The sequence below is a fragment of the Methylorubrum sp. GM97 genome (assembly GCF_024347855.1).
GTDB lineage: Bacteria > Pseudomonadota > Alphaproteobacteria > Rhizobiales > Beijerinckiaceae > Methylobacterium > Methylobacterium extorquens.
This window is the reverse complement of sequence record NZ_AP025942.1, coordinates 2,956,054-2,981,133: the sequence shown is the minus strand read 5'-3', so window position 1 is coordinate 2,981,133 and position 25,080 is coordinate 2,956,054. Positions and strand designations below refer to the sequence as shown.

Annotated in this window: 23 protein-coding genes and 2 pseudogenes; 4 read left to right on the top strand and 21 right to left on the bottom strand. The window is 68.9% G+C overall.

Annotated features, from left to right (window positions below):
- Nucleotides 1-147: 147 nt before the first annotated feature.
- Nucleotides 148-1,638: a DUF882 domain-containing protein gene (locus MSPGM_RS13745; RefSeq protein ID WP_003601857.1), complete on the top strand. Its 1,491-nt coding sequence runs from the start codon at nucleotides 148-150 to the stop codon at nucleotides 1,636-1,638.
- A 221-nt stretch (nucleotides 1,639-1,859) separates the two neighbouring features.
- Here MSPGM_RS13745 and MSPGM_RS13740 read toward each other — a convergent pair.
- The 3 genes and pseudogenes from MSPGM_RS13740 to MSPGM_RS13730 form a co-directional block, all read right to left on the bottom strand.
- A pseudogene (locus tag MSPGM_RS13740) lies at nucleotides 1,860-2,125 on the bottom strand (DUF2312 domain-containing protein).
- Between the two features lie 104 nt (nucleotides 2,126-2,229).
- A complete protein-coding gene (locus MSPGM_RS13735; RefSeq protein WP_003601859.1) occupies nucleotides 2,230-2,550 on the bottom strand; it encodes a DUF1244 domain-containing protein in 321 nt (106 codons plus the stop codon).
- 58 nt (nucleotides 2,551-2,608) lie between these two features.
- On the bottom strand, nucleotides 2,609-3,382 hold the full coding sequence (locus MSPGM_RS13730) for an N-formylglutamate amidohydrolase (protein WP_003601860.1): 774 nt from the start codon (nucleotides 3,380-3,382) through the stop codon (nucleotides 2,609-2,611).
- A gap of 227 nt (nucleotides 3,383-3,609) precedes the next feature.
- Between MSPGM_RS13730 and MSPGM_RS13725 the strand changes: the two genes are divergently transcribed.
- Nucleotides 3,610-4,923 carry a glycerate kinase gene (locus MSPGM_RS13725; protein WP_003601861.1) on the top strand — a complete coding sequence of 438 codons (1,314 nt, stop codon included), beginning with the start codon at nucleotides 3,610-3,612 and terminating at the stop codon, nucleotides 4,921-4,923.
- A gap of 52 nt (nucleotides 4,924-4,975) precedes the next feature.
- Nucleotides 4,976-5,431, top strand: coding sequence for a DUF1036 domain-containing protein (locus tag MSPGM_RS13720; RefSeq protein ID WP_003601862.1), 456 nt, complete (start codon nucleotides 4,976-4,978; stop codon nucleotides 5,429-5,431).
- 325 nt (nucleotides 5,432-5,756) lie between these two features.
- On the opposite strand, the gene MSPGM_RS13715 is transcribed toward MSPGM_RS13720, so the two are convergent.
- Nucleotides 5,757-6,614, bottom strand: coding sequence for an outer membrane protein (locus MSPGM_RS13715; RefSeq protein WP_003601863.1), 858 nt, complete (start codon nucleotides 6,612-6,614; stop codon nucleotides 5,757-5,759).
- Between the two features lie 367 nt (nucleotides 6,615-6,981).
- Between MSPGM_RS13715 and pyk the strand changes: the two genes are divergently transcribed.
- A complete protein-coding gene (gene pyk / locus MSPGM_RS13710) occupies nucleotides 6,982-8,418 on the top strand; it encodes a pyruvate kinase (protein ID WP_003601864.1) in 1,437 nt (478 codons plus the stop codon).
- Nucleotides 8,419-8,469: 51 nt separating this feature from the next.
- Here pyk and MSPGM_RS13705 read toward each other — a convergent pair whose 3' ends face one another.
- From MSPGM_RS13705 to MSPGM_RS13625, 17 genes and pseudogenes are all read right to left on the bottom strand, one after another.
- Nucleotides 8,470-9,465 (bottom strand): alpha/beta fold hydrolase, encoded by a 996-nt coding sequence (locus MSPGM_RS13705; protein ID WP_003601865.1) that lies wholly within the window; start codon nucleotides 9,463-9,465, stop codon nucleotides 8,470-8,472.
- 10 nt (nucleotides 9,466-9,475) lie between these two features.
- Nucleotides 9,476-10,084, bottom strand: a complete 609-nt coding sequence (locus tag MSPGM_RS13700) for a tetratricopeptide repeat protein (RefSeq protein WP_003601866.1) — start codon at nucleotides 10,082-10,084, stop codon at nucleotides 9,476-9,478.
- A 77-nt stretch (nucleotides 10,085-10,161) separates the two neighbouring features.
- Nucleotides 10,162-10,287, bottom strand: a complete 126-nt coding sequence (ykgO, locus tag MSPGM_RS13695) for a type B 50S ribosomal protein L36 (RefSeq protein WP_003601867.1) — start codon at nucleotides 10,285-10,287, stop codon at nucleotides 10,162-10,164.
- A gap of 152 nt (nucleotides 10,288-10,439) precedes the next feature.
- A complete protein-coding gene (locus MSPGM_RS13690; protein ID WP_261926403.1) occupies nucleotides 10,440-11,744 on the bottom strand; it encodes an HlyD family type I secretion periplasmic adaptor subunit in 1,305 nt (434 codons plus the stop codon).
- A gap of 40 nt (nucleotides 11,745-11,784) precedes the next feature.
- Nucleotides 11,785-13,533 carry a type I secretion system permease/ATPase gene (locus MSPGM_RS13685; RefSeq protein ID WP_003601869.1) on the bottom strand — a complete coding sequence of 583 codons (1,749 nt, stop codon included), beginning with the start codon at nucleotides 13,531-13,533 and terminating at the stop codon, nucleotides 11,785-11,787.
- A 397-nt stretch (nucleotides 13,534-13,930) separates the two neighbouring features.
- A complete protein-coding gene (gene pufC, locus MSPGM_RS13680; protein ID WP_012753130.1) occupies nucleotides 13,931-15,040 on the bottom strand; it encodes a photosynthetic reaction center cytochrome PufC in 1,110 nt (369 codons plus the stop codon).
- Nucleotides 15,041-15,047: 7 nt separating this feature from the next.
- Nucleotides 15,048-16,013, bottom strand: a pseudogene (gene pufM, locus MSPGM_RS13675) (photosynthetic reaction center subunit M); the annotation flags it as partial.
- Between the two features lie 122 nt (nucleotides 16,014-16,135).
- Complete coding sequence (gene pufL / locus MSPGM_RS13670) at nucleotides 16,136-16,960, bottom strand: photosynthetic reaction center subunit L (RefSeq protein WP_003601872.1); 825 nt, start codon at nucleotides 16,958-16,960, stop codon at nucleotides 16,136-16,138.
- A 75-nt stretch (nucleotides 16,961-17,035) separates the two neighbouring features.
- On the bottom strand, nucleotides 17,036-17,224 hold the full coding sequence (pufA, locus tag MSPGM_RS13665; protein ID WP_003601873.1) for a light-harvesting antenna LH1, alpha subunit: 189 nt from the start codon (nucleotides 17,222-17,224) through the stop codon (nucleotides 17,036-17,038).
- Nucleotides 17,225-17,235: 11 nt separating this feature from the next.
- Complete coding sequence (pufB, locus tag MSPGM_RS13660) at nucleotides 17,236-17,466, bottom strand: light-harvesting antenna LH1, beta subunit (RefSeq protein WP_003601874.1); 231 nt, start codon at nucleotides 17,464-17,466, stop codon at nucleotides 17,236-17,238.
- Between the two features lie 170 nt (nucleotides 17,467-17,636).
- Nucleotides 17,637-17,870, bottom strand: coding sequence for a hypothetical protein (locus tag MSPGM_RS13655; RefSeq protein WP_003601875.1), 234 nt, complete (start codon nucleotides 17,868-17,870; stop codon nucleotides 17,637-17,639).
- A gap of 71 nt (nucleotides 17,871-17,941) precedes the next feature.
- Complete coding sequence (bchZ, locus tag MSPGM_RS13650; protein ID WP_012753128.1) at nucleotides 17,942-19,408, bottom strand: chlorophyllide a reductase subunit Z; 1,467 nt, start codon at nucleotides 19,406-19,408, stop codon at nucleotides 17,942-17,944.
- Nucleotides 19,408-20,934, bottom strand: coding sequence for a chlorophyllide a reductase subunit Y (gene bchY, locus MSPGM_RS13645; RefSeq protein WP_003605363.1), 1,527 nt, complete (start codon nucleotides 20,932-20,934; stop codon nucleotides 19,408-19,410). The genes bchZ and bchY overlap by 1 nt, the downstream gene beginning before the upstream one ends.
- Before the next feature lie 3 nt (nucleotides 20,935-20,937).
- Nucleotides 20,938-21,942 (bottom strand): chlorophyllide a reductase iron protein subunit X, encoded by a 1,005-nt coding sequence (locus MSPGM_RS13640; protein ID WP_003605362.1) that lies wholly within the window; start codon nucleotides 21,940-21,942, stop codon nucleotides 20,938-20,940.
- Nucleotides 21,939-22,877 (bottom strand): chlorophyll synthesis pathway protein BchC, encoded by a 939-nt coding sequence (gene bchC / locus MSPGM_RS13635; RefSeq protein WP_003605359.1) that lies wholly within the window; start codon nucleotides 22,875-22,877, stop codon nucleotides 21,939-21,941. The genes MSPGM_RS13640 and bchC overlap by 4 nt, the downstream gene beginning before the upstream one ends.
- Nucleotides 22,878-22,977: 100 nt before the next feature.
- Nucleotides 22,978-24,123 (bottom strand): methyltransferase, encoded by a 1,146-nt coding sequence (locus MSPGM_RS13630; protein WP_012753127.1) that lies wholly within the window; start codon nucleotides 24,121-24,123, stop codon nucleotides 22,978-22,980.
- Nucleotides 24,124-24,144: 21 nt separating this feature from the next.
- Entirely contained in the window at nucleotides 24,145-25,011 is an 867-nt protein-coding gene (locus tag MSPGM_RS13625) for a polyprenyl synthetase family protein (RefSeq protein WP_003605356.1), read from the bottom strand.
- Between the last annotated feature and the right edge of the window lie 69 nt (nucleotides 25,012-25,080).

Below are 25,080 nucleotides of genomic sequence, written 5' to 3'. Positions count from 1 at the left end.
TGAGGCACTTTTTTGCCACGGTTGGTCCGTAGCCATCTCTGAAAGACGGTGAGCAGCACGGGCCCCGACGACCCGCCTTTCCGGTCCTCGGTCATCCTTGCGCCTCGCGGCATCGCCGATGCCGCGCCGTTTCGTGGGGTGAGGACCATGCTGCGTACGATCCAGGACCGCCTGTCCTCGAACCGCACTTCGCCCTCCCCGCGCCTGAAGCGCCTCGCATCCGCCGCCGGTGCGATGGCCGTCCTGCTCGTCGCCAGCACGGTGGAGACCCAGGACGCGATCGCCAACGGCGACACCCGCAGCCTCTCCATGGTGCACGAGCACACGGGGGAGACGCTCAACGTCACCTTCAAGCGCGATGGACGCTACGACCGCGCCGCCCTCGACCAAATCAACTGGCTGATGCGCGACTGGCGCGAGAACGAATCGATCAAGATGGACCCGCGCCTGTTCGACGTGGTGTGGGAGGCGCAGCGCTCCGTCGGCTCGACCGCGCCGCTGCGCATCGTCTGCGGCTACCGCAGCCCGAAGACCAACGGCATGCTGCGTCGCCGCTCCTCGGGCGTCGCCGACACAAGCCAGCACATGCTCGGCAAGGCCATGGATTTCTTCATGACCGACGCTTCGATCGACCAGATCCGCGCGGTCGGCATGCGGATGCAGCGCGGCGGCGTCGGCTGGTATCCCCGCTCCGGCTCGCCCTTCGTGCATCTCGATGTCGGCTCGGTGCGCTCCTGGCCGCGCATGAGCCACGACCAGCTCGCCCGTCTTTTCCCGGACGGCAAGACCGTCCACCTTCCCGCCAACGGCAAGCCGCTCGCCCGCTACGAGGAGGCTCGCGCCGAGATCCTGTCCCGCGGCGGCACGGTGCTGGGCTACACCGCACTCGCCAGCGCCGACGAGGTCGGCGAGGGGCCGGGGCTCAAGGGCTTCTTCGCCTCGCTCTTCGGCGGAAGCGGCGGGACCGACGCGCCGCCGGCCGCGCTCGCCGGCGCCGCCATACCGTCCAAGGCTCGGGCCAAGCCGAGCATCGCGGTCGCCAGCGCCGACCCGGCCGACGGAACCGGGGCCATGGCCTATGCCGCGCCCGCGGCCTCCGAAGCCTTGCGCGCGACGACCCTGCGCCGGGACGGCGCCTCGGCGAAGGAATTGCTGACGGGCGAAGCGGATCAGGCGGTGGTCGCACCGCTGCCGCCGCGGCGTCCCTTGGAATTCGCCGTCGTGGCCACCGCCCTGACCATTCCGCTGCCGCCGCAACGCCCGGTACAGCTCGCCTCTCTCAATGGCGAGGGCCTGGGCGGCATGGTTCACGTGGCGCAGGCGGGGAGCGAGACGGCCACCGAAGCGCCTGAACCGGCCATTGTCGAGGCGCGTCTGGTGCCGGCGGATGCCGACCCGCGCGAGCAGGTCCGCAGCCTGTTCTTCGCCGCGGTTCAGGGCGTGTCGGAGCCGGCCGCGCCGACCGCTCTCGTTCGCGTGGCACTGGCGCGTCCGCGTCCCGACGAGGCGCTGCCCGCTGAGGCCCTGCACATCCCCTCGGTCGAGGCTCTGAATGGGCGCTTCTCGGCCGAACCTCTCGCGCTGTCCGCCACCCGCTTCACCGGGTCCGCGACGCAGGGTCCGGTCCAGGGCCGTTGACGCCTTAGGCGCCCGCGCTCCCTTCGGGGGCATTCAGCCGTGGGCCCCGATGCCGCTCGACGAGCACCCGCTTTCCATTCACGCCCTTCATCCTGAGATGCACGCGTCAGCGGGCCTCGAAGGATCTTCCAGGGATCGCGCGAAAGCTGGAGGATCCTTCGAGGCTGCTGCGCGGCACCTCAGGATGAGGTTTTGGCGGGACTGATGTGGCTTCGGTGGCGCTAGGCCATGCCGAGTGCCTGGAGGTAGAGCTCGAGGATCGCCTCCTCCTCCTGGCGCTCGTCGTGGTCGCGCTTGCGCAGGGAGATGATCTTGCGCAGCACCTTCACATCGAAGCCGTTGGCCTTGGCTTCGGCGTAGACATCCTTGATGTCGCCCGCGATGCCGGCCTTCTCCTCTTCGAGACGCTCGATGCGCTCGATGATGCTCTTGAGCTGGTCGGCGGCGACCGAGGATGGGTCGACGGCGGGGCAGGCGAGGCGGCCATGGCAGCGCTCCTTCACGCGAGGGGTGGCGTGCGTCCGAAGACCCACGCCGGATGCCTGGGGATTACGGCATCAACCTTACCTGCTCGTTGATGCCAGCGCCCCCTCAGTGACCGCTGGTCTGAGCCGCGGAGAAGCCTGCCCGCTGCTCGGGGCTCGCTTCGGTCTGGTGCTTCTGCTTCCACTCCTCGTAGGGCATGCCGTAGACGTGCTCCCGGCTCTGATCCTTCGAGACAGCGAGGCCGCGCTCGTCAGCCGCGTCTTTCAGCCAGTTCGACAGGCAGTTGCGGCAGAAGCCGGCGAGATTCATCAGGTCGATGTTCTGCACATCGGCGCGGTTGCGCAGATGCGACACGAGGCGGCGGAACACGGCCGCCTCCAGCTCGGTCTGCGTCGCGGGATCGATTCCGTTCATGGGCTCGGTCATGGGGGCGGCTTTCGCTGTCGAGGGGATCACGCAGAGGTCGCCCTGCGATCCCCTCCCGTCAAGCGGGCGGACGCAGCATCGGCCTCAGGATGCGGGCGAAGCGCTGCGCCCATTCCTCCTGGCCCTCGGGCCCGCCGATCAGGTCCTGGCGGATCTCGATCAGGGCGTTGGGCAGACCGCGAACGGTGGCGTGCCGGTCGATCGTGTCGCCGGGCAGGCCGCCATCGTAGGGCTGGTTGTCGCCGACGCAGAGGCCGGCCGGATCGGCCTTGAGCGCCTCGATCAGCAGGCGGCTCAGCCCCACGTCCTGATCGTAGAGGATGCCGACCTGCCAGGGTCGGGCGATGGTGCGCCAGAACGGCGTGAAGCTATGGATCGTCACGAACATCGGACGCACGCCTGCGGCCTCCGACCGGCCGACCGCCTCGTCCACGGCGCGGTCGAACGGCACGTAGAAGCGCCGTATCCGCTCGGCGATGCCGGCCGCATCGATCCGGGCGTTGCCGGGCACGATCGCGCCGTCGGAGAGCCGCATCACCAGCGTCGGATCGCGCCGGCCCCGGTTCGGATCGATGATCAGCCGCGAGAACTGCGTCAGCACCGCCGGAACCCCGAGCCGGGCGGCGAGCCGGCGCGTCACCTCGGCAGCCCCGATGTCGTAGGCGATGTGACGGGAGAATTCGGCTTCCGGCACGCCGAGCCGGCCGAGATCCTCCGGCACCGCGTTCGAAGCGTGTTCGCAGACGAGCAGGAGGCCCAGGGACGCATCGCCCTCGATGCGTTCGATCGGGTGTTCGGGGCGGGTTTTGGTCTCGGGTTCAAGGGAGAGCATGGCGCTTATCTGGGCCGCCGCGGCGAGATCGGAAGGGGCGCGGCTCTCGCCGCCGACCCGCCATGCGCAGGGCGCTACGTAAACCGAAGAGCAAGGATGGTGCCGGGGTCAAAAAGAATGCTCCGGCGCCCGAAAGTTTTGTGAAACCGCGAAGGCTTGCCGACACGGCAGCGCTCGGGCAAGCAAACGCACAAACAAGAACCGTCAAGACCCGCGCGAGGACGCCCATGACCGCCCCTGCCCCGACCGATCCGGCCCACGCGGAGCGTCGCGCCCTCCTCTCGTCGATTCTCGATGAGGCGATTGCCGCCGCCCATCCGCGCAAGTGCCTCGCCGGGCACCTGCCGGCGCCGACGTCGGGGCGGCTGATCATCCTCGGTGCGGGCAAGGCCGGCGGCAGCATGGCCGCGGTGGCGAGCGAATTCTACCGCCAGGAGCACGGGGTGCCGGAGGACCGGATCGTCGGTCTCGCCGTGGCCCGGCACGGTTACGGCGAGGAGGCACCCGGCATCCGCATGGTCGAGGCCGGCCATCCGGTTCCCGATGCGGCCGGCATCGAGGCGACCAAGGAAGCCCTCGCCCTTGCCGCGAGCGCGGGCCCGGAGGACGAGGTTCTGGTGCTGCTCTCCGGCGGCGGCTCGGCGAACTGGATCGCGCCCGCCGGCAACCTGACGCTCGCGGAGAAGCAGGCGATCACCAAGGCTTTGCTGCGCTCGGGTGCGCCGATCAACGAGATCAACGCCGTGCGCAAGCACCTCTCGCGCATCAAGGGCGGCCGGCTCGCGATGGCGGCACGCAACGCGAAGTCGATTCTGACGCTCGCCATCTCCGACGTGCCGCATGACGATCCGTCCGTGATCGCCTCCGGCCCGACCGTGCCCGACCCCTCGACCCTGGCCGATGCCCGCGCGATCTGCGAGCGCCGCGGCATCAGCCTGCCCGAATCCGCGCTCGCCCTGCTGAACGATCCGGCCAACGAGACGCCGAAGGCGGGCGATCCGGCCTTCGCCCGGGCCGAGTACCGCATCATCGCCCGGCCGATCGACGCCCTCGAAGCGGCGGCCGAGGCCGCCCGGCGGGCCGGTTACGAGCCGGTGATGCTGGGCTCCGATCTCGAGGGCGAGGCCCGCGAGGTCGCGGCCGAACATGCCCGGCTGGCGCTGGAGGCGCGGCAGGCGGGGCGTCGCGTCGCCCTGATCTCCGGCGGCGAACTCACCGTCACCATTCGCGGCGAGGGTGATGGCGGCCCCAATCAGGAATATGCGCTGGCGCTCGCCATCGCGCTCGACGGAGCCGAGGGCATCGCCGGCATCGCCGCCGATACCGACGGCACCGATGGCGGACGCGGTGCGGCGACCGACCCCGCAGGTGGCTTGGTCGATGCGACGACGCTGTCGCGCGCACAGGCTGCAGGGCTCGATCCGAAAGCGATGCTGCTCGACAACGATTCGACGCGATTCTTCGCGACAATCGGCGATCTCGTTCAGCCGGGCCCCACTCGGACCAATGTCAACGATTGCCGCGTCATCCTCGTCGGTTGAGTTCCTGACAGCATCGTCCCAAAAGGCGGCCACCGGCTTTTGGAAGAAGACGATGCAGAAACTAGCGAGAGCGCGCTCGCGGCGCAGGGCCGTCCTCGGGCTCTGCCTCGGCGCCTCCGCGCTCCTCCCCCTCCCCGCTTCGGCCGATCTGCGCCTGTGCAACCAGACCGCCAGCAAGGTCGGCGTGACCCTGGGCTACCGGGATGCGCAGGGCTGGGTGACGGAGGGTTGGTGGGATCTCAAGCCGCGTAACTGCGAGACCCTGCTCAAAGGCTCCCTGGCGGCGCAGTTCTATTACCTCTACGCCGTCGATTACAGCCGCGGCGGCGAGTGGAGCGGGCGCGCCATGATGTGCACCCGCGACACCGCCTTCACCATCCGCGGTGTCGAGGATTGTCTTGCCCGCGGCTTCGACCGCAACGGCTTCATCGAGGTCGATACCGGTCAGCAGCGGAACTGGACGATCCAGCTCTCCGATCCGGGCCAGCCTCTGGCCGGCGGCCCGTAGAGACGGCCGCTCGCCGCGATTCGCGGCGCGACCGGGTAGACCACTTCGATTTGTATCGGTGCTGCCGAACGCGGCCATTGAGGCATCGCGCCATGCGGGAGCGAGGTCCCCTCGGGCCTTGGCTCGCATGCCGTCATCGAACTTCAGGCGAGGAATGGAACGGGCGCCCCGCCATCGGCGACGTCGGCGGTGCAATCGAGCCACGGCGATCCGGACGAATGAAGAGCGTCCTCCTCCGCAGCACATCCGATCAGACCCGCCCAAACGAAAACGGGCGCCTCTTGGAGGCGCCCGTTGAACGTCGTCGATCTGTGAGGTTCGAGGCTTAGAGGCCGCTGAACTTGTAGTTGAAGCCGGCGCGGATCAGGCTGCCCTCGGTCGCGAAGCGCGCGGTGTAGGAGCCGGCCGGGACCGGCGCGGTCTGGTTGATCAGCACGTTGCGGCTGCCGAGATCGTAGCGAATGTACTCCGCCTTGATCGTCACGTCGGACTTGATGCCGAGCCAGCGACCGACCGAGAAGTAGTTCAGGAAGCTGTCGACCGGGATCGCGTACTCGATGCCGCCGCCGTAGTTGTAGCCGGTCTCGAAGATCTTGCGACCGCCGCCGGTGTACTGGAGGACGGTGGCGCCCGGGTTGAAGAAGTCCGCGCCGTAGCTGACGTGACCGAACGCGAGACCGCCGGTGCCGTAGACGAAGAACCGGTCGAAGGCGTAGCCGAGCTTGCCGTTGACGGTGCCGAGGAAGTCGAGGCTCTGCGTGTAGACGCTGGCGTTGCCGATGGTGGGGTTCGGCGCGCCGTAGAAGCCCGTGCGCTTGTCGAGGTCGAGCCAGGTGGCGTCGAAGGCCAGACCGGCCACGAAGCCGCCGCCCGGCGTGAACTGATGGTTGTAGCCGAAGCCGCCGCCGATGCGGGAGAAGCCATCGACCTCGCTCTTGAGGGAGGCGGGACGACGGGCGAGCGTCACGTTGCTGGCGGTGAAGGGGTCGTTGCCGCGGGTCTGGATGTTCGGGTTGTCGGTGAACGCGTAACCCGTGTGCAGGCCGGCGTAGAAGCCGGTCCAGGTGAAGACCGGGACGGGCGCGAAAGCGATCGGCGGAGCCTCACGGCGCGGCAGATCGGCGGCGAGCGCGGCGGTGCTCACGAGTGCCGCGGTGCCGCCCAGGAGGAGAGCTCTGATCACGATGGGTCCGCCTTCGAAGAATGCTGATTTCGAGGGCTAAGCTACCAGCGGGACGGCCAAGCTGCCTATGACTTTCCAGCAACACGCAGCGTCGATAACGCCAGAGTTGCGTTGTGCGGCGCGTAAACGCTTAGATCTCGGAAAGTTGAACAACAGACAGTGGCGAGCCAAAGAAAAAGTTCCCGTATCAGCCTTCGGGTTGAAATGCGTCGATGCTCCGGCCTTGACCTCGCGGGCCGGGGGATGCTTCTGGCCGCCAAGCCCCCGTCCGGCCATCGGCGCCCGCCCGCGCGCCACCCATCCGCCGGGCCGTTCCCGCACGCGATTGCCGCGCCTCGCGGGTCCAGCGGGTATGATGGAGGCCCCTTTGAAGCGCTCGCGCCGCACCAAGATCGTCGCCACCCTCGGCCCGGCATCCGACACGCCGGAGATGATCGAGAAGCTGTTCCACGCCGGTGCGGACGTGTTCCGCATCAACATGAGCCATCTGGCTCGCGAGAAGCTGCCTGAACGCATCGAGGTGATTCGCACCATCGAGCGGGAGGCCAAGCGCCCCATCGGCATCCTCGTCGACCTTCAGGGCCCGAAGCTGCGGCTCGGCACCTTCGTCGGCGACGCGGCCGTGCTGGAGAACGGCCAGACCTTCGTGCTCGATTCGGATCCGACGCCGGGCGATACCGACCGCGTCTTCCTTCCCCATCCTGAGATCCTGTCGGCGCTGGAGCCCAGCCACGGCATCCTGATCGACGATGGCAAGCTTCGCCTCATCGTCACGGAGGTGAGCGAGGGGCGTGCCGTCACCCGCGTCGAGGTCGGCGGTCGCATCTCGAATCGCAAGGGCGTGTCGCTGCCCCACACCGTGCTGCCGGTGCCGGCGATGACCGAGAAGGATCGCGGTGATCTGGAAGCGGGCCTCGCGGCCGGCGCCGACTGGATCGCGGTGTCCTTCGTGCAGCGCCCGGAAGACGTGGCGGAGGTCAAGAAGGTCGCCGCCGGGCGCGCCCTGGTGATGGCCAAGATCGAGAAGCCGCAGGCGCTCACCCGCCTCGATGAGATCATCGAGATCTCCGACGGCATCATGGTCGCCCGCGGCGACCTCGGCGTCGAGATGCCGCTCGAACAGGTGCCGGGCGTGCAGAAGCGCATCACCCGCGTCGCCCGCCGGCTCGGCAAGCCGGTCGTCGTCGCGACGCAGATGCTCGAATCGATGATCACCTCACCGGTGCCGACCCGCGCCGAGGTGTCGGACGTGGCCACCGCCGTCTACGAGGGCGCGGATGCGGTGATGCTCTCGGCCGAAAGCGCCGCCGGCGACTTTCCGGTCGAGGCGATCGGCACCATGAACCGCATCGCCGAACAGGTGGAGCGCGACGCGCTCTACTGGTCGATCCTGATGGCGCAGCGTTCCGAGCCGGAGCCGACCGCTTCCGACGCCATCGCGGCCGCGGCCCACCAGATCGTCGAGGCGCTGAGCCTGCGCTCGATCATGGCCTGGACCCATTCCGGTTCAACGGTGCTGCGGCTGGCGCGCGCCCGGCCCAATGCCAGCGTCATCGCGCTGACGCCGAAGCGCGAGACGGCGCGGCGCCTCACCATGGCCTGGGGCGTGCACCCGATCGTCACCAAGGATGCCAGCGACGTGGACGACATGGCCTTTCGCGCCGCGAAGTTCGCGGTGCGCGAGCGCTTCGCCGAGATCGGCGACCGAGTGATCATCGTGGCCGGCGTGCCGTTCGGCATTCCGGGGGCGACCAACATGGTGCGCATCGCCTTCGTCACCCGCGAGCACGCCGAGCGGGCCTGACACATCACCCCGGATATCGGATCCGGGTGGACGCTTGATCGCGCGGAAGCTCTACCGCGCGATCGCCGCCGTCAACGCCTCGACCTCGCGCACGAGCGTGTCGGGGGCGGTGTAGGTCAACATATGCCCGGCGCCCGGCAGCACCACGCGCCGGGCGTGCGGCATCGCCCGGCTCAGCGGATCGGTCTGCAAGCGGGTTTGGACGACGGGATCGGCCTCGCCGGCCACGATCACGGTGGGCACGGCGATGGTTTCGTAGCGCGGCGCCTGCTCGGCGAGCGCGGCGGGAAGTCCGGAGAGATCCCGGATGTTGGCCAGCGCCGGACCCGGTCGGAGAATCAGCGGTGCCCGGCTCGCCGCGAGGTAGTTCTCGACCGGTGCTTCCGGTTTGAACACGCTTCGCGCGACCGAAGGAAGGTAGGAGAGGCCGACCGGGACCGCGATGGTCTGCGTGAGCAGCCACGTCACCGGCGGCGTCAAAGCGATCCGCGCCCACCAAGGCAACGGGTGCGACGGAAGCGGCATGGCCACGGGTGCCACGAGGACGAGGCTTGCCACCTGTTCGGGCCGGTCGAGGGCCATCCGCAGGGCGAGCGCGCCGGACCAGGAATGACCGAGCAGAATGGCCGGCCCGGTGCCGAGTCGGTCGAGGGCCTGTCCCAGCGCCCGCCCCTGGAAGGCCGGTGAGGCGGCGTCCGCGCCGCTGATTCGGTCGCTGTTGCCGTAGCCCGGCCGATCGAACGCGATGACGCGAAAGCCGGATTGGGCGAGCTGCCGGCCAACGCCCTCCATCGGGTCATAGGCATTCGCCGAGGCGCCGTGGAGCAGGACAACCGTGCCTCGCGCCCCCGTCTCCGGCCCGTCCTCCAGATAGGCGATCCGGCCGCCCTCGATCTCGACGCTTCGGTCGGCGGCCGGATAGCGCGCCTCGACGCGCCACGCGATCAGCCGCGTTGCCACGGCCGCGCAGAGCAGCAGCAGCGCGACGAGACCGATGGCCGTTGCCAGCAGGCCTACGGCGAGGCGGAGAGGTTCAGCGAGGCTCACGGGACGCGAATCAGAGGTCGCGTCCCTGCACCTCGGGTGTCAGACGCTCGATCGCCTTCTTGAGCACGTCCCATTGCGGGTAGAGCGCCTCCGCCCGGCGGAAGGCGTCGAGGGCCCGGCCCTTGTCGTCCTGGGCGAGGTAGAGCTTGCCGAGCGCGGCCCAGGCCTCGAAATGGCGGGGCTCCAGCACAAGTGCGCGCTGCAGGTCGGCGATGGCGGTGGCGGTGTCGGACAGGCGCCAGAACAGGGTCGCGCGCCGGCTCCAGCCTTCGGACCAGTTCGGCTCCAGGGCGACGGAGCGGTCCATCAGTTCGACGGCGAGCGGCAGGTCGTTGCCGCTCATCGCCTGCCGGGCACGATCGGAAAGAAGGTCGGCTGTCGCGCTGCCGGAGCGGCCGAGACGGCGCTCGATCAAGGTGGCGACGGCCTTGGCCTCGGTCTCGTCCTCGGCCTGCTTGAGGCGGGTGTAGAGATCGTCGAGGCTGACCGGCGGATGCGCCTTGCGCTCCTTCTCCGGCCGCGCCTTGTCGGCGGCCGCGAGGCCAGCGGTGGCCGTGCTGCCTGCGAGCGCGAGGCCGAGGCAAAGGGCGGTCAGGAGTGGGGTGCGGCGAGCGTCCATAGGTCCGGAGCTTCCACCCCGAACCCGGCTCCCGTCAACGCGCTTCGGTGCCGCGTGCGAATCGCGGCACCGAGGACTCAGCCCTGGCGGGCCTTGAAGCGCTTCTGGGTCTTGTTGATGACGTAGACGCGGCCCTTGCGGCGCACGAGCTGGTTATCGCGGTGACGGCCGCGCAGCGACTTGAGCGAGTTGCGAATCTTCATCGGTCTCACATCGGCACGGATTCGAGACCGGCCGCCTGTTGTTCATGTGTCTCGAAGGAACGGAGCGCCACGGGGACGCTCCGGCGATGACATCAGCGACATCGCGGGGAGGCGGTCGCCTTATCAGACAACCCGCCTGTGAGGCAAGATTGTCAGCGCTCCCGCCACGCTTTTGCAATCTGATCGGTGAGCGGCTTGGTGAGATAGGACAGGACGGAGCGCTCGCCGATCTGGGTGAAGGACTCGACCGGCATGCCCGGCACGAGGCGCAGGCCCTTCAGACGCTCCTTCTGATCCTCGCGGATGCGGATTCGCGCCGTGTAGTAGCTCTGTCCAGTCTTCACGTCCTGGGTCACGTCAGCCGAAACGCGGACCACCTCGCCGTCGATCTCCGGCGTCGTGCGCGTGTTGAAGGCGGCAAAGCGCAACACCGCCTTCTGTCCCACCCGCACGTTGTCGATGTCCTGGGGCTGCACCCGAACCTCGACGAGGAGCTGGTCGGAAGCCGGCACGATCAGCATCGCCGGTTCGCTCGGGGTCACGAGCCCGCCCACCGTGTGCACGCTCATCTGGTGCACGAAGCCGTCCTGCGGCGCGCGCAGCTCGACCCGCTTGAGCTGGTCTTCCGCCGCCACGCGCTTCTCGCGCAATTCCGACCACTTGCCGCGGATCTCGGCGAGGTCCTTTCCGACTTCGGTGCGCATCTCGCTGTCGATCTGGATGATCTGCAGCTCGGTCTCGGCGATCTTGCCACGCGCCGAGGCCGTCGAGGCGACGAGCTGGCCGCGCTCGCCTTCGAGCCGAGCGGCGTCGCGCTCCAGGGCGGTGACGCGCGAGAGCGGCACGAGGTTCTTGGCATAGAGGTCGCGCACGCCGCCGAGTTCGTGGCCAATCAGGTTGATCTCGCGGTCCTTGGCTGCGGCCTGCTTGGTGAGTCCGGCAATCTCCTGGCGCAGTTGCTCGACGCGCTCACGCAACTGCGCCCTCTGACCCTCGCGGCCGGCAACGCGCGAGGCGAACAGCCGCGATTCGCCGTCGATCAGCCGGGCGACGCTCGGATCGTCGTTGATGCGGGCAACGAGGTCGGGAGGGAAGGTGATCGTCTTGAGCCCGTCGCGCTCGGCTTCGTCGCGGGCGCCCCGCGCTGCCAGCTCGTCCATGGCCTTGAGCACGATGTCGAGGTTGGCCCGGGTCTGGGTTTCATCGAGGCGGATCAGCACGTCGCCGGCCGCAACCCGCTGGCCCTCGCGCGCGAGGAGCTGGCCGACGACACCGCCGGTGGGGTGCTGCACCTTCTTCACGTCGGTTTCGACCACGAGCTGGCCCGGCGCGATCACCGCGGCCGAGATCTCGGTGAAGGTGGCCCAGCCGCCGACGCCGAGGACGAGGGCGGCGGAGAGGCCGATCGCGACGGTGAGGTGGCTGCGGATCGAGCCGTGGGCGACGGGACGCGGCAGTGCCGGGGGGAGAACGTCGAGGGGGCCAGGGTCGTGGACATCAGGCACTCTCACGGATCGAGGGCACGGCGGGCTCGGCCGCGGCCGGAATGGGGGCCGGCGCCGGGCGCAGCACGCGCTTGAGGATCTCGTCCTTGGGCCCGAAGGCCTGGACGCGGCCATCGGCCATCATCAGGATCAGGTCGAGACCGGCGAGCGCGCTCGGCCGGTGGGCGACGACGACGCAGATGCCGCCGCGCTGCCGCACACCGAGGATCGCCTGCGTCAGGGCGTTCTCACCCTCGGCATCGAGATTGGCGTTGGGCTCGTCGAGCACCACGAGGAAGGGCTCGCGGTAGAGAGCTCGCGCCAGCCCGACGCGCTGGCGCTGCCCGGCGGACAGACCCGCGCCGCCCTCGCCGATGCGGGTGTCGTAACCTTCCGGCAGCCGCAGGATCAGCTCGTGGACCTCGGCGGCCTTGGCCGCCGCGATGATGGCCTCCGCCGGCGCGCCTGGCTCGAACCGGGCGATGTTCTCAGCCACGCTGCCGGCGAAGAGTTCGACCTCCTGCGGCAGGAAGCCGATATGCGGTCCGAGGTCGCCGCTCGTCCATTGATCCAGGGCGGCACCGTCGAACCGGACCTTTCCACGGATCGGCGGCCAGACGCCGACAAGGGCTCGCACAAGGGAAGACTTGCCGGAGGCCGAGGGGCCGATGATGCCGAGCCCCTGCCCCGCTCTGAGGCCGAAGCTCACATCCTGCACCACGAGCCGCGGCGTGCCGGGCGGGGCGATGCTGGCGCCCTCGACGGAGATGGTCTCGCTCGGCGCCGGCAGCGCGTGCGGACGCTCGGTCTGCGGCAGCCGGGCCAGCAGCTCCGACAGCCGATGCCAGCTTTGCCGCGCGGCGACGAAGCCCTTCCAGTTGGCGATGGTGAGTTCCGCGGGCGCGAGCGCACGGGAGACGAGGATCGAGCTCGCGATGATGACGCCGGCGCTGGCCTCGTTATGGATGACGAGCCAGGCGCCGAGCGCGAGCACGCCCGATTGCAGGGCCATGCGGAATACCTTGGAACCGGCACCGTAGCCGCTGCCGGCATCCGACACGGCCTGATGCGCCTCCATATATTCGCGGTTGGCTCCGGCCCAGCGGGCGGCGAGGCGCTCCTGCATGCCCATGGCCGCCAGCACCTCGGCATTGCGGCGGCCGGCTTCGGCCAGACCGTTGCGGCGCATGCCGTGGCCGGTCGCGGCCCGCGTCGGGCCCTTGCTGGCGCGGTCGGTCATGAAGGTCAGGGCGGCGAGAATGCCCATGCCGACGAGGGCGGCGACGCCGATCAGCGGGTGAAACAGGAAGCAGATCAGCAGATAGACCGGCATCCAGGGCAGATCGAAGAAGGCGGAAGGACCGGAACCGGACAGGAACGCGCGGAGCTGATCGAGGTCGCGCAAGGGCAGAAGGCCATCGCCCTGGGTCGTGCCTTTGAGCGGCGCGCGCACCACGAGATCGAAAACCCGCCCGCTCAAGGCCTCGTCGAGGGCAGCGCCGACACGGGCGAGGATCCGGCCACGAAGGGCCTCGAGAACGCCCTGGAACGCATAGAGCACGAGGGCGAGGGCCGCGAGGCCGATCAGGGTCGGCACCGAACGGCTCGGGATCACCCGGTCGTAGACTTCGAGCATGAAGAACGAGCCGGTGAGATAGAGAATGTTCACCAGCCCGCTCATCACGGCCACGCCGATGAAGGCCGTCTTGCATCGCGCCAGAGCGGCGGCGATTTCGTTCTTTTCGTGTCTAACGTTCACCATCGTACCCCTTGATTGCCCGCGGTCTGGATTTGCCGCCATTCCGACCGCTGCGCGACCCGTGCCAAGTGAGCGTCTTGAAAGTTAAAAATGCGACCAAATTTCAGCATAGGTGCTCTCATCAGAACGGATTACACCTTTGGGCCTACGGGCATATTGAATACATTCTTAAATCTCACCATCTCCGAGAGATCGACCAAATGCGGCCGGTCTTAATAATTCGCAAGATCAGATCATGTTCCGGCTCAATATTTGCCGCGCTCGAAAGCGAATTCAAATAGCGTAACTCGTCCCGGAGCGGATATCCGGCAAGGTCCACGGAACGAAAAAACCGCCGGTTCGATGGACCGGCGGCGTTTCGTTTCCCGATACGCTAAACTTTGAACGGAGCGGCAACTTGCTATTGCGGTGGTGACGCGGGTGCCTCCGGTGTTGGCTCGGACGTTTCCGGATTCGGCGGCACGGCCGCCATCTCGGCGGTCGTCCGTGCCAGCTCCGGATAGCTGTCGATAACGTGCGCACCCGCCAGCGGCTTGCTCTGGCCATTGTGGCATGTGGCGCAGTTCAGCTTCGGGGCGTCCCCGGTCGGACCGAGGCGGTTGGCCGGGAAGGTCGTCGTCAGCGGCTCGATGTAGTCGCCGTTGAGATCGCGCACCATCCGAATCGCGTGCCAGGCCAGCGTGCGCTGCGGCGTGCTCTGCGACCAGTTCGAGACCGCGCGAGTGTTGTGGCAGTAGGTGCAGTTCACGCCGAGCGACGACGACATGTGCATCATCAGGCCGTAGGTCCGCTCGGCGGCCTGGATCGGCTTGCCCTTGCTCTCCGGCAGCGCCGTCGTCGCGTTGACGCGGATGAGGTTCTCGTCGGCGTCCTTCTTGCCGAAGAATTCGCTCAGGGTGTCGTAGGGCAGCGAGGCGAGGCCGACGGAGGGCGAGGCCATGTTCTGCCCGTTGTTGCGGGCAATGAAGCCGGTCTTGTAGTTCGGCCCCGGATTCTGGAACCAGATCTGTGCCGGCACGGGTTTTCCGCGGTGGCAGGTGTAGCAGTTCACCCCCGCCTCGCCGACATGCTTCTCCTTCCAGGTGGTGTTGATGTGCTGCACCATCTGGATCATCCGCCGGGCGACCTGCTTCTGATAGAGGCTGTCGTCGGCCATGTTCTCGGTGTTGTGGCAGTAGGTGCAGCCCTGCTCCGGGCTGACCCACTCCGTCATCGAGACCATTAGGCGGTTGAATTCCTCGACGCTCAGATCCTTCAGAACCTTCACGTTCTCGTAGACCGCGCCGGCCTTCTCGGTGCCGGCCTCGACCGGCTCGGCCGGGGCCGGCGGGATGTTCGCGGCCTTCAGTGCCGCCGCGCCGGCCTTGGTCTGGATCTGATCCATGCCCGTGCCGCGGAAACCGTGCTGCTGGGCCAGGATCGGCGGCCTCGTCCAGCCCGCCGTGCCGAACTGGGCGATGGTGAGAAACAGGGCGACGACCGCGCCCGCGACGACGAGCAGAGTCTTCATGGCGCCCCCCTGGCGTCGCGAGCGGGTCGGTGATCGGCCCGTAGATCTGCGGGTAGGACGGCGCGACGCCGTGCTTGACCGCCCAGAGATACCAGTTGTCGACCACGGTGCCGGTGAGCAGGATGCCGATGCCGCCGGTGATCGTCGTCAGCACCGCGAACCACCACGCCCAGCGGTGGACCGATTCCATCGTGGCGTTGAAGCCCATGGTCCAGCGCCAGAACAGGGCGGCGCGCTCGGTGGCGGTGCCGCGGTCCACGATCTGGTCGATCTCGCGCTCGGCGCCGTAGCGGCTGGTGGCCAGGATCGTGCCCCCGTGCATGGCGAAGAGCAGCGTCGACCCGTAGAGGAAGACGATCGAGAGCATGTGGAACGGGTTGTAGAACAGGTTGCCGTAGCGCAGCGAGAACGCGGCGGTCCAATCGAGGTGGGGGAAGATGCCGAAGGGCACCGCCTCGCTCCACGAGCCCATCAGAAGCGGGCGGATGAAGCCGAGCACGAGGTAGAGCCAGATCGCCGAGGCGAAGGCCCAGGGCACGTGCGTGCCCATGCCGAGCGCCCGGGCGCGGCGGTACATCCGCACCCACCACAGCAGAATCGAGGCGGTGAGGAAGAAGCCCGCGATCAGCCACCAGCCGCCCTCGTTGAGCGGCGGCAGCACCTTGAGGCCGTACTTGGGCAGCGGCGGCTCGAGCGCGAGCCAGGGGAGCTGGCGGACGAACTGGATCGGGTCCCAGTTCACGCTGGCCCACATGTTGAGGCCGATGATCTCGAAGGCGATCAGGCCGCAGGCGAAGGACAAAGCCCCGAGATAGCCGCCGTAGATCGGCCCGACCTGGCTGTTGCCGATCAGCCCGAACAGGTAGCTGTTGAACGGTCGGCCGATGCGGGCGTCGGACGAGATCGGGATGCCGTGTTCCGGCTCGACCGGGCGGACCTGCACCTGCGTGAAGATGTTCTGATAATAGGCCACGGCGGCTTCCTCCCTGGACCCGCGGTCGTTCGAGGCTCACGCCGTCGGCGGAGACCCCCGAGCCCCGAAGATCGAACCTGCGCTTCAGGCCGGCCGGCGCGGGTGCCGGGCGGCGGTCCGGTTCACCGCCACACGGGCAGGTTGAGCCACCAGCCCCACCATTCCGGCCACCCTTGCGTCCAGAAGGGCCCCGAGATGACGATGCAGACCGCGCTCCAGAATCCCGCGGAAAGCGCGAGGAACAGGCCGAGCCGGTGGATGCCCAGCGTGCCGATCGAGTAGCCGATCGTGTCGCGGAAATAGGTGTCCTCGTGCTCGGGCGTCTTCACCGTCTCGCCCTTGGCGGGATTGGTCGAGGACAAGATTAGCGAGCCGTGCAGCGCCAGAGCGAAAGTCGTCGTGAAGAAGAACGTCACGGCGAGCATGTGCGCGGGATTGTAGTGGAAGTGCAGATACTGGTAGCCGGTGTTCGACACCCAGTCGAGATGGGAAAGGATGCCGTAGGGGAAGCCGTAACCCCAGGCGCCCATCAGGAACGGGCGGATCACCACCAGCGAGACATAGGCGAAAATCGCCACTGCGAAGGCGAACGGCACGTGGTAGCCGATGCCGAGCTTGCGGCAGATCTCGACCTCGCGCAGCGCCCAAGAGACGAACGACCCGATCGCGCAGAAGGTAATGATCTGCCACAGGCCCCCTTCCTTCAGGGGCGCCAGCGCCAGCCCGTATTTCAGGTCGGGCGGCGCGATGTTGATCTGCCAGATGTTCCAGGTCGGGCCGATGGCCGCGCCGTAGAGGATCAGTGCGGTGCCGAGCACCGAGAAGAAGATCGTCGTGACGCCGAAGAAGCCGACGTAGAACGGCCCCACCCAGAAGTCGAACAGGTCTCCGCCCAGCAGAGTGCCGCCGCGGACCCGGTATTTGCGCTCGAAGCTCAGCATCGCCATGGCGGAAATCCCCGCGGTGAGGACGAAGGATGCCGGGGCGGACCCGAAAGAGCCTGCCCGCGGCAGAACCGGCGGTCAGGCCGGCATCGTCGGGAGGACGAGGCTGTGGGCGGCGGCCGCCTTCGCGTCCTTCGGGCCTTCCAGCCAGTTGAACCGGTCGGTGCTGAGCAGGATGAAATGGATCAGCAGCGCCAGGACGAACAGGAAGGTGAAGAGCGCGACGAGGGTGCGCCGGGGATCGAACAGAAGCCAGATCTTGTGCATCGCGCGTCTCCTCAGCCGATCATCGACACAAGGCCGTGGGCCGCGTTGGTCACGCCGTCGAGCAGGGCGTAGCCCTTCGGCCCGGGCAACCAGGGGCGCCACAGCCAGACGAGAATGTGAGCGACAACGGCGATGGCCGTGAAGATGATGAAGCTCGTCAGGAAGATCGCGTGAAATTCCTTGGCTTCGGGTTCCGTCAGCCCGGACAGGCTGCTCGGTCTTTCCATGATACCGTTCGCCATCGATCGAACCTCCGCTGGTTATGCCGCGCGTTGACAGGCGTGGCGGGTGTCGCCGTGACCCGATGACATCACGGCGCAGGGATCCCCCGTGTCACCGCACGGAAGTTCTGAGGCGCCGGCGCAGCGTCGCGAAAGGCGGGTGCCGGTCCGCGAGACGACGCGCCGGGTCCCTAGCCCATGAAGGCAAACGGGATCGCCGAGACGGCCATGGCCTTGGCCTCGCCGAAGACGGAGCGGCGCATCGGCGGCAGACCGCGCCGCGGCGCGGTGCCCGGCCGGAAACGCTGCACCAGGGCGGCGGCGAGGAAGAACGGGTAGGTTGCGGCGAGGATGATCCGGAACTGGACCGCCTCGCTGTGCAGCCGCGACGACGCGGGCATCGATCGTTGCATGACCACTCCCATGACTTGGTGCTCCGCAATCTGTCCGGCTCCGCGAGGGGCCGGAGGGTGAAGGGGATGGAGGAGACCGGCACTCATGCGGCGCTCCCCGAGACGAGGTCGGTCTGCGCCCGCTCGACATGGGCGGCGGCGACGCGCTCGGCGGCGACCCGGCGCGCGGCCCGCTCGGCGGCGTCGCGCAGGCGTTTGGCGGCGGAGATCCGCGTGAGAACGGGATGGGCCTCGACCAGCGCGTCGAGCCGGGCGCGGGCCGCTTCGTCCCAGGGCAGTTCGCGATGCGTCCGGGCGGGCGTCGCTTCCACCGCATCCATGTCGCGCGCGAGCGGCAGGATGTGGAAGAGCATGTCGAACAGGGCGTTGCAGACTTCCTGAACGAGGTAGGTCGCGCCGGCATAGCCCATGAACGGCGTGCCGGTGTGCCGCCGGATGATCGCGCCGGGGAACGAGGCGGGCACGTAGATCGCCCGCCCGCCGGCCTCGGCGAGGTACATGCGCTCGTTGAAGGAGCCGAACAGGACGAGGGGCGGGTTCGTCTTGATTGCCTCGCGCACCGCCGCGTTGTCGGGCTTCGTGCCCGCGCTGCGGCTGACGGCGAAGTGGCAGGGCAGACCCATCTCCTCTTCGAGGAAGTGGCGCACGCCGCGGGCGTAGGTCTCGGTCGCGACGATGCCGAAGCTCGCGGTGCCGAAGAAGTCCTGCGTCACCGAGCGCCACAGATCCCAGACCGGCTTGATCGTGGTGTGGCGCTCGCGCTCGATGAAGGGTTCGGGGTCGAGCCCCAGGATCTCGCCGAGCGTGCGCAGGAACTTGGTGGTCGAGAGCACCCCGATCGGCGCCTGGAGATAGGGGCGCTCCAGGCTCTCGCAGAGCAGGCGGCCGAACTCGCGGTAGAGGCAGATATTCGCATCCGCGTTGACGAGCTTGGGCACGTCGGCGAGGTGCGAGCCGAGCGGGAAGGTGAGGTTCACCTCGGCGCCGATCCCCTCCACGAGGCGGCGGATCTCGGCGAGGTCCGAGGCCATGTTGAAAGTGCCGTAGGCCGGGCCGATGATGTTGACCCGCGGCTTCTCCCCGGCCTTGCGCTCGGGCCGGGCCGGAATGCCCTTCTTGGCGAAGCGCCGGGCGCCGTATTCCTGCCAGAGCCAGCTCATCGCCCGGTCGGCGGATTGCCACTGGTCCTCGTCGATGGTGCGCGGCAGGAAGCGCTGGAGCCCGGTGCCCTCCGGGGTGACGCCGCCGCCGATCATCTCGGCAATCGAGCCCGTCACCACGACGCTGCGCTGGCCGGGATCGAGCGTGGCGTGCGCCCGCTTCATCGCGCCCTCGGTCCCGTGGCGGCCGAGTTCTTCCTCCGCCAAGCCGGTGACGACGATCGGCAGCTCGTGCGGCGGCAGGGCGTCGGTGTAGTGCAGCACTGAGGTGACCGGCAGATTCTCGCAGCCCACGGGGCCGTCGATGACCACCTGCAGGCCCTTGATCGCCGTGAAGACGTAGACGGCGCCCCAGTAGCCGCCGGCGCGGTCGTGATCGATGACCAGCATCAGACCATCTCCCCGATCGGCTTCAGGGGAGCGGCCGCCTTCGGCGCCGTCTTGAGCACCGGCATGTCCGGCCAGATGCCGGCGGCGTAGCCGGTGCCGACACCCTCGAAGAAGGCGCGCATGGCGTCGAAGCGCGGCCGGTTGGCGAGGGCGGCGTTGACGACCTTGGCCAGCGAACCGGCTCCAGCCGCGCCCATCAGCGGGCGTGCCGAGATCAGGTTGGTGAAGTACAGCGCCGGCGTGCCGGCCTCCTTCGCCTTCTGCACCACCGGCGTCGTGCCGATGGCGAGATCCGGCCGGAACGCTTCGAACGCGGCGAGATCGTCTTCCAGCGAGGCGCGGTAGCGAACGCTGACGCCGCGCTCTTCCAGCCAGACCCGGTCCGGCTCGGACCAGGGCGTGTGCGGGCAAGCGGTGCCGACATAGGGCACCTCGGCGCCGCTCTCGACGAGGAGACGGGCGACCAGAAGTTCCGAGCCCTCGTAACCCGAGAGCGTGATGCGCCCGCGGATCGGCGCCGCCGCCAGCGCCCCCCGGATCGCCGGCAGAAGCCGGTTCTGCGCCGCCGCGATTCTGTCCCGCGGGACGTCGCAGGCCTTGCCGATGGCCGCCAACCAGTCGGCGGTGCCGTCATGCCCGACGGGGGCGGAGCCGATCACCGGCCGCCCGGCCGCCTCGAACTCGCGCACGCTCGCGGTGTAGAACGGATGGATCGCCGCCACCGCCGCCGCATCGAGAGCGCCGTAGAGTTCGCGCCATTCGCGCGTCGGCACGACCGGGCCGGCGCTGAGGCCGAGCGGTTCGAGGAGCGCGCCGATGACCACGGGATCGGCCGGGAACATCTCGCCCAGAAGCGCGACGGACGGGCGCTCCGAGCGGCCCCCACGCGGCGCCTGGACCGGGCCGCTCTCGGCCTCGCTGCGGGCGAATTTGAGCATGGCGCCGGCCAGCACGTCCTTGGCCTCGGCATGGGTCGGCACGCCGAAGCCCGGCACGTCGATGCCGATCACGCGCACGCCGTCGATCTGCTTCGGCAGGAGGCGCAGCGGCACGCCCGACGCGGTTGGGACGCAGAGGTTGATGACGACGATCGCGTCGAGATCTTGCGGATTGGCCGAGGCGTAGACCGCCTCGCGGATGTCCTCGAACAGCTTGCCGGTGACGAGCGTCTCGGAGTTGAACGGCACGTAGCCGACACTGCGGCGCGCCCCGTAGAAATGCGAGGTGAAGGTCAGCCCGTAGACGCAGCAAGCCGAGCCCGACAGAATCGTCATCGTGCGCCGCATGCGCAGGCCGACGCGCAGGGAGCCGAAAGCCGGGCACATGCTTTGCGGCTGATCGTGCGGCCCCGCCGGGTAGTCCTTGCGGTACTGCTCCAGCGTTCCGGACAGGCCGGCCGCTTCGGCAGCCGCGCGCATCGCGTCCTTGCCGGCGTGGCAGCCGAGCCCGTCGCCCTGCGTCGCGGCGAGATCGATGCCCTCGGGGCGGCGGGCGCGGAGCGCGGTGATGTCGAGGCTGACCGCCATGGCTCAGACCTCGTCGTAGACGACTTCGAGGGACGGCTTGGCGAGGCTGGTTCGCCCGCACATGTCCTCGATGGTGGCGGGCTCCAGCACCACGTGGCGTCCGGTGGCTTCGCTCGAGAACAGGCCGAGCAGCGCGTCCTGGCTCAGCGGCCTCGGCTGGTGCGGCGCGGCGTCCGACACGTTCTGCGAGAGATCGGCGAAGAGCGCGCCCCAGCGCCCGTCGGGTTTGCCGATGATCTCGTAATTCGCGCTCTTGCGGCGGATGTCGTCGTCGGCCGGGATCGAGGCCAGCACCGGAATGCCCGCCGCGTCCGCGAAGGCCTGCGCCTCGCCGGTGCCGTCATCCTTGTTGATGACGAGGCCGCCGACGCCGACATTGCCGCCCATCTTGCGGAAGTATTCGACCGCCGAGCAGACATTGTTGGCGACGTAGAGCGATTGCAGGTCGTTGGAGCCGACGACGATGACCTTCTGGCACATGTCCCGGGCGATCGGCAGGCCGAAGCCACCGCAGACCACGTCGCCGAGGAAGTCGAGCAGGACGTAGTCGAAGCCCCATTCGTGGAAGCCGAGCTTCTCCAGCAGCTCGAAGCCGTGGATGATCCCGCGTCCGCCGCAGCCGCGACCGACCTCCGGGCCGCCGAGTTCCATCGCGTAGACGCCGTCGCGCTTGAAGCAGACATCGCCGATGGCGACCGCCTCACCTGCGAGCTTCTTCTTCGTCGAGGTTTCGATGATGGTCGGGCAGGCGCGCCCGCCGAACAGGAGCGAGGTCGTGTCGCTCTTCGGGTCGCAGCCGATCAGCAGCACCTTCTTGCCCTGCTGGGCCATCATGTAGCTGAGATTGGCCAGGGTGAACGACTTGCCGATGCCGCCCTTGCCGTAGATCGCGATGATCTGCGTCTCGCGCTTCACCTCGCCGGTCGCGACTGGATCGGGCTCGATGGCGGCCTCGGCCCGCAGCGTCGTCGCGGCGTCCAGCGCCGCCTTGCTGAGCTGTAGGTTCATGAGCAGGCCCTCCAATCGAGGATCATCTTTAGGCAGGCCGGATCGGCGAAAGCCGTGCGGTAGGCCTCCCCCGCTTCCGTGGCGGGCACCCGGTGGGTGATGAGTCCGTCGAGCGACAGGCGTCCGCCCTCGATCAGGGTCCGGACCGCCGCGAGATCGCCCGGCCGCCACTCCGCCGAAACCCGGATGCGGGCCTCGCGCAGGAAGGCGGGCGGAAAGGCGAAGGCGAGTGCTGCTTCGTAGAAGCCGGCCAGCACGATCTCGCCGCCGGGCGCGAGGCGGCCGATCAGCGTGTCGAGCAGGCTCGAATCGCCGCTGACATCGGTGATGGTGGAATAGTCACGCGCCGGATCGTCGTCGGGGGCGAGCACGGAATAGCCGAAGTCACCCGCAGCCCGCAGCGTCTCGCGCTCCCACACCACGGGCTCGCCGCCGGCCAGCACCGTCAGCCGCGCGAGCAGCCGGCCGAGCACGCCGTGGCCGACGATCAGACTGCGCTTGCCGGGCACGATGCCGGACAGGGCGTGGTAAGCGGTCGCCGCCAGGGCGATGAGGCAGGCCCGGTCGCCGAGCGCGGCATCGACCGGGACGAGGCGCGCGGCCGGAGCGATCAGGTGCGAGGCCGCGCCGCCGAACAGGCCGTTGACCGCGCCGAAGCAGCGGGCGCCGGGCACGAACACGGTTTGTCCGACGCGCAGGCCACTGCCGGCCTCGGTCTCGACCACCGTGCCGACCGACTCGTAGCCGGGCACCAGCGGATACCCCATGCCGGGAAAGGGCGGCATCCGGCCGGACCAGAGCAGGCGCTCGGTCCCCGTGCTGATGCCGCTCCAGGAGACGGCAACGGTCGCATCGCCCTCGGTCGCGGGGGTGAGCGCGAGACGGTTGAGCGCCAAGTGCTCCGGTCGTTCAAGGACGACGGCCAACGCTTCCATCTCCCTGCCTCCCCGTTGCTGCTTGCGACTCCGCAGAAGGCTGAACCGCTTGTTGTCATCCTAGATGGACGTAAATTTGCGTCAAGTAAACTTTACAATTCTATCGTCGCTTTGCGGTGATCAATCGCGCCAGCAGCGGACGCCGCGTGGGGCGCTCGCGGATTTCATTGAAGCCAGCCTGGGTCAGCATGGCGGTTAACTCGTCCGCCGTGCGGGGACGGCCGCTGCCCATGGCCAGGAGGTAGAAGCCGAAATACGCATCTCCCACCGGCTCCGCGCCGGGCGTGCCGGCCATCGGCTCGGCGATCGCCAGAAGGCCGCCCGGCGGCAGCGCCGCGTGGGCCGCGCGCAGGAGTGCCAAGGCGACCGCATCGTCATGATCGTGGACGACCCGTACCAGGGTGATCGCGTCGGCGCCCTCCGGCAGGGAGGCGCCGAGAAAGCTCCGCCCGAGACAGGTGACGCGATCGCTGAGGCCCTCGGCGGTGAGTCGGGCGCCCGCCCGTTCCGCGACCGGCGGGAGATCGAGCAGGCGCAGGGCCAGCCCCGGATGGCGGCGGGCGGCCTGCGCGAGGAACACGCCCTCCCCGCCCCCGACATCCATGAGACACGCACGATCGCCGAGCGGCAGGGCGTCGAGCACGTCGTCGGCGATCAGCGCCTGCGAGGCCGCCATCAACCCGCTATAAGCCGCGACCGAGTCCGATCCGAGCTGCGCCGCCTCGCCGGCTTCGGCATAGGGCCAGTAGCCCCCGAGCCGCGTCGGTCCCGCTCCCCCGCGCAGCAGGGCGACGGGATCGGCCAGATCGGCGTAGAGCATCGCGTGGTGCTCGATCATCGCCGCGACCGAGGGATTGCCGATCAGCGCCGCGCCGAGATCGGCCAGGGCAAAGCGCCCGTCCGGCAGCCGGGTGATCAGGTCGAGCGAGGCGGCGGCCTTGAGCAGGGTCAGCGCGCGATCCGTGGATAGATCGAGCTGCCGAGCGAGAGCATCGGGGGCGAGCGGGCCGTCGCGCAGCAGCGTGAACAGGTCGAGCCGGACGCAGGCGAACAGCACCTGCGCGTAGACGAAGCCGGCGCACAGATCGAACAATGCCCTGGTGTTACGCCGCGCGATCCTGCGGGTGAGCGGAAACCCCGCCGCCCAGCGCTGGAAGCCGGGGCCGGCGACCGTGCGGTTGCGGAAGGCGAGCCAGCGCTCGCGCCAGCCGCCGCGTTTCTCCGGCGCGGGTCCGGCCTCGGTCATCGCGGCGGGCAAGGCCGGTCCTCAAGCCATCGCTCGTAAGGAGGCGGGCATGAACAGCCGGGTCTGCGCCTCGATCTCGGTGCGCATGGCGTCCTGCCCGCGGCAGGGGGGAATCACGTCGATCGCCTCCTGCGTAAGGTGCTTCAGGCGCTCCAGGGCACCGCCCATCCCGAGCAGGGCCGCCGCGTTCGGACGCCCGAGCGTGGCGTCGCGACCGGCAGGCTTGCCGATCTCCTCCTGGCGGCAGGCGACGTCGCGCAGATCGTCGGCGACCTGATAAGCCGCCCCGAGGCATTCGCCGAGCAGGCGCCAGGGGAGCGGCGGCGCTCCCGCGGCGGCGGCACCGGCCACCGTGGCCGCGGCGAACAGCGCGCCGGTTTTGGCCTGCTGGTACTCGACCAGATCCACGTAAGGCTCGGATTCCCAGGCCTGCCCGGCGACGATGCCGGCGGGCGAGCCGGCGGCGCGGGCGATCAGCCCGACGAGACCCGCGAGGCGCGTGGGCGAGCGGGTCACGCCCCGCGCCAGCGTCTCGAAGGCGGCGACGATCAGCGCGTCGCCTGTGAGCACCGCGAGCGGCACGCCGAAGGCCGCATGGACCGAGGGCTTCTGGCGGCGCATTGGCGCGTCGTCGAAGCACGGCAGGTCGTCGTGGACGAGAGAGGCGCAGTGCAGGAGTTCGATCGCCGCGGCGGCCGCCTCGGAGGTGGCGGGGTCATCGTCGCCGCAGGCGAGCGCGACGGCGAGGCAGAGCCGCGGGCGGATGCGGTGGCCGCCGGGGAAGACTGCGTAGCGGATCGCCTCCGCCAGCAACGGCGGCGCACCCGGCGCCTCCGCATGCGAAACCGCATTGTCGAGCACCGTCTCGATCCGCCGGCCGACGTCCATGCCGTCCTCCCGATGTCAGGCTGACTTGCCTTGCATTCATGTCAACTATACTTGACACTGTTGACGGCG